Annotated in this window: 6 protein-coding genes and 1 pseudogene; all 7 read left to right on the forward strand. The window is 69.2% G+C overall.

Features of this window, described 5'->3' with window-relative positions:
- A pseudogene (locus tag ACJA3G_RS32985) lies at positions 1-259 on the forward strand (hypothetical protein); the annotation flags it as partial.
- A 50-nt stretch (positions 260-309) separates the two neighbouring features.
- Positions 310-963, forward strand: a complete 654-nt coding sequence (locus ACJA3G_RS32990; RefSeq protein ID WP_406556708.1) for a hypothetical protein — start codon at positions 310-312, stop codon at positions 961-963.
- A gap of 38 nt (positions 964-1,001) precedes the next feature.
- A complete protein-coding gene (locus ACJA3G_RS32995) occupies positions 1,002-1,718 on the forward strand; it encodes a hypothetical protein (protein ID WP_406556709.1) in 717 nt (238 codons plus the stop codon).
- A gap of 203 nt (positions 1,719-1,921) precedes the next feature.
- Complete coding sequence (locus ACJA3G_RS33000) at positions 1,922-2,269, forward strand: SH3 domain-containing protein (protein ID WP_406556710.1); 348 nt, start codon at positions 1,922-1,924, stop codon at positions 2,267-2,269.
- A 116-nt stretch (positions 2,270-2,385) separates the two neighbouring features.
- Positions 2,386-2,844, forward strand: a complete 459-nt coding sequence (locus ACJA3G_RS33005) for a hypothetical protein (RefSeq protein WP_406556711.1) — start codon at positions 2,386-2,388, stop codon at positions 2,842-2,844.
- A complete protein-coding gene (locus tag ACJA3G_RS33010; protein ID WP_406556712.1) occupies positions 2,841-3,284 on the forward strand; it encodes a hypothetical protein in 444 nt (147 codons plus the stop codon). The genes ACJA3G_RS33005 and ACJA3G_RS33010 overlap by 4 nt, the downstream gene beginning before the upstream one ends.
- Positions 3,285-3,296: 12 nt before the next feature.
- The coding region (locus ACJA3G_RS33015; protein WP_406556713.1) for a hypothetical protein at positions 3,297-3,620 on the forward strand (324 nt) is incomplete at its 3' end.

A 3,620-nucleotide genomic window follows, 5' to 3' on the forward strand; every position in this document is an offset into this window, starting at 1 on the left:
CGACCCCGAAGGACCGCACTCTTTGACGACCCCCTTCCCCTCCGTCCCCAACGACCTCACAGCCGCTCCCACCGGATTCGGCATCCTTCAGGAGAACCCGCACCACCAGGCCATCACGGACAGCCGACGCCGCAGCAGGCAACTGGACGTGCAGATGCACGCCGTGGCCGGCGTTGAGCCGACCGGCTGCCGGGCGGACACGCGTGAGCAGTTCACCGACGTCTTCCTCCTGCGGGCTCCAGCCGGCGACGAGCTGTAGGAGGTCTGCAAGTGCCCCGCAACACATCCGTGCCAAAGGCGCTGACCCAGATGGACCTCCGGATCGAGGCGGCTGTCGGCCACAGCATCGACCGGCTGTGGCAGCACCGCGACCGGGGCCTCCTCGACGAACCACACACGCGCCTCGTCGACGCACACCGCGCCCTCGTCCAGGCCGAGCTGAGCGTGACCGTCTACCGGTCCCAGCTCAACAGCCTCTCCTCCGGTGAGTACCCGGTGGACAGCGCATGGTTCGAGCGCATCGGCCGAACGGTTGACCTGCTGGCAGAGGCGGCCCGTACCCGGGATGAGCGGCAGGCGCATGTTGTTGCCGCGCTTGAGCCCGTCGAAGCCGCCGCCCGTGACAAGGCGCCCCGCAAGGTGCCTGACCTGCCCGCGCCCGACGTTGCCGCACTGCTGGCCATCACCCAGGGCGCCAAACTCCACCGGAACCTCCTGACACAGCAGATGTACGTCGTCACCGCATCCGGCACCCGCATTCCCTACAGCCAGATGCAGCGCCTTGAAGAACACGGCCTGGTGGACCGCGACACCTCCCATCACGTCACGGCAGGCCAGCCCGTCACGCTGACCGACACCGGCCGCGCGGCCCTGACCGCCCCGCGTTCGGCTACGGCACCAGGTACCGCTCCGGTGCCCAGGCGGCCCGGCACCTGGCCCGCGGCTGCTCCCGCCCGCCGGTGAACACGCACATCCCGCAGGTCCCTCTCCCCGAAAGCCCTATGCCCTCATCCCCTGACTTCCGCCTCGACGGCTACGAAGCCGTCAACGACCGTGTCGCCGAGCGGTTCTGGCAGCACATTGAGATCGAAGAAGGCGACCTCTCCGTGCTTGCCGAGCACCACACCGACGACCAGCGTCACAGCTACTACGTCTTGCACAACGGGGCGGTGACCTGGGGCATCCCCGGCGAGCCGCAGCTGGTGGCCCTTCACCTCCAGCGCGATGTTGAGGCCGACACCTTCCGCTTCCAGCACGAGCGACTGCCTTTGGTGGCCATGGCGCAGAGCTGGCTGATTGCACGCGGCTGCCCGAAAGAGGCCATCGCCCCACGAATAGGTATCACCCCGGCGGACGAAGCCACCAAGGCACTGGAGGACCGCCTCACCTCGGACGGCGATCACTTCGCCCTCGTCACCAGCTACACCGACGACGACCGGGATCCGGTGCAGATCACGGTGCTCCTGGCCGCCACCGACGAGAAGGTTTCCCTCCGCTTCCGGGTCCTGCTGGAAGAGACCGACTTGAGTAGCGGGAGGCGCACCCTGCGCGAAGGCGGCTTTTCGACGTACGAGGAGGCCACCGCGTGGTGGCAGGCCCACTGGTCCGGCGACGGCGTCCCCCTGCCCACCGCCCAGACAGCGGTCCGGTCCAGCGCACCGTCCGCGATGCCCGGTCTTCCCGCGGCCCCCGCACCGCACACGGGCCCAACTCGCTGACGCTAAGGCCCAATTGCTTCGGGCACCGCTTTCCTTCGGGAGGGCTCCGAGAGGCGCCTGCGGGCGGCGAAGCGCGAAACATAGCAGCACATCCCCGGTTAGCAAAACCGGGGATTCTCCGGACTCTTGAACCACTGCCCGCACGGCGCCAGCCGCGGGCGTGCTTCCGCGTCCCTTCTTTCTTTCCTGGAGGTCAATTCCTCATGCGCTCATCCCGCATAGCCGTCTCTGCTGCCGTTCTCGGCGCACTGACCCTGCCGCTCCTCGGTGCCACGTCCGCGAGCGCCACACCCGCCCAGGCGCCGGCTTTCGCACCGACCAGCCGCGCGTGTGACCGGCCCGGACCGTGGGCCGTGCACACGCAGGCGGTCACGATCCGCTCCCAGGCGAGCGCGAAGTCCACGGCCGTCGGCGTGCTCTACCGCAGCCACACGTTCACGGTCCACAAGACCAGCGGCAACTGGCACTACATCACCGACAAGAGCACGGGCGTAAAGGGCTGGGTCTCGGGCTCGTATGTCTACCGCGACGCCTATATGTGTCTCGACTAGTCGTCCGGACCAGCGAGTTCATCGAACTGCCAGCACCACTCTTCCGCCCTTGTCGCTGAACGCGAATGCAGCGCCGTTGATTTGCCCCACATATTTCCAAGGAAAGGATCAGTGCCGTGCCCGACGACGCCGACGATGTGATGGGCGTCATCACCCAGCAGATCGAGGCCCGCTTCCAGATGCCGCTGGCCGCACTGCGACGGGCGGTGGCCGCCGCCCCCCGCGCCAACGACGACGCCACGGTCGTCGTGAAGTGGTACGGAATGCTCGCCGAGGCCCAGGAAGCACTGAGCAAAGCCGAGGACGCCCTCGTCGCGGCCCTCGACACCGCCCCGGGTGACGTGCTGGACGATCCGGTCATGGCGCTGGCCCACCAGGTCAACGCCGCCGTGGCGGTACGTGACGGGCGAGCCATGGTGGTGCGCCACTACACCGACCCGAACTCCCCGGGCCGCCGAGGACCGGGAGCGTGGCGGGGGGCCGAAACTGCCCCCCGGCGTAGCCCGGCCCTGACGACGGCCCCGGCGCCGAGCGTGCCTGCGCCGGCTGTCCCGGTGCGAGGAGCGTTGCGGTGAGCGTCGTACACAAAATCACCAGCCAGGACGAGGTCCTGGTCCGCGCCTTCGGTGCCTCGTTGAGCGAGTTGTACACACAGGCCGCCGGACCCGAGGCATCTGCCGCCCTCACGCGCGCCGTGGAGCTGCGCTCCTGGCTGGCGGTGGCCGAGGAACAGGTCGCCCGGGTCCGCGACCGCATCCACGACGCCACGGCCGCCGACCGCGACGTGGGCGAACTGTCCGCCGAAGCCCTTCGCTTCGACGCGCAGTGGCTCGAGGCGGCCCTGTCCGCCCGCGACGGATATACAACCGCCCTGACCGGTCTGCTGAACTCCATGCCGCCACCTGGAGCCCGCCCCGTACGACCGGTGCAGCTCGCCCAGCCCAGGCTCATCACCACGCTTCCGCCCGCCCCGGCACCTGCGCGTGCCGGGGCGGTGCGGGCCCGCCGCCCCTGAAAGCCCCGCCGATTGCCCCACAACCTCTCCCAGACCATCGCCGACCGCATCGAGGACCTGTACGGCCAGCCGTCCGCCGCCCTCGAAGCTCAGGCCGACACCCATCCACGCGGCAGCATGCTCGCCGCCCTGACGAACAGCTACAGCGATGTGCAGCTCGCCGAGCGGAACGTCGCCTTTCAGCTCCAGCGCCTGCGTGAATTCGCCCAACCAGAGCGCGAGATAGGCAAGTTCGAAGCGGGCCACCTGCTCGACTGCGCGCGCCGGATCGCAGAATCCGTCGCCACCCGGGACGCCCACGCCAAGACAGTCAGCGCCGTCCTCGCCGGCCTGCAC

It is taken from the genome of Streptomyces sp. YS-3, from assembly GCF_045257485.1.
Classification (GTDB): Bacteria; Actinomycetota; Actinomycetes; order Streptomycetales; family Streptomycetaceae; genus Streptomyces.

What these genes read in the sequence shown, in the direction of transcription:
- ACJA3G_RS32990 (WP_406556708.1), top strand. Translation starts at nt 310, where the DNA reads ATGGACCTCCGGATCGAGGCGGCTGTCGGCCACAGCATCGACCGGCTG.
- ACJA3G_RS32995 (WP_406556709.1), top strand. Translation starts at nt 1,002, where the DNA reads ATGCCCTCATCCCCTGACTTCCGCCTCGACGGCTACGAAGCCGTCAAC.
- ACJA3G_RS33000 (WP_406556710.1), top strand. Translation starts at nt 1,922, where the DNA reads ATGCGCTCATCCCGCATAGCCGTCTCTGCTGCCGTTCTCGGCGCACTG.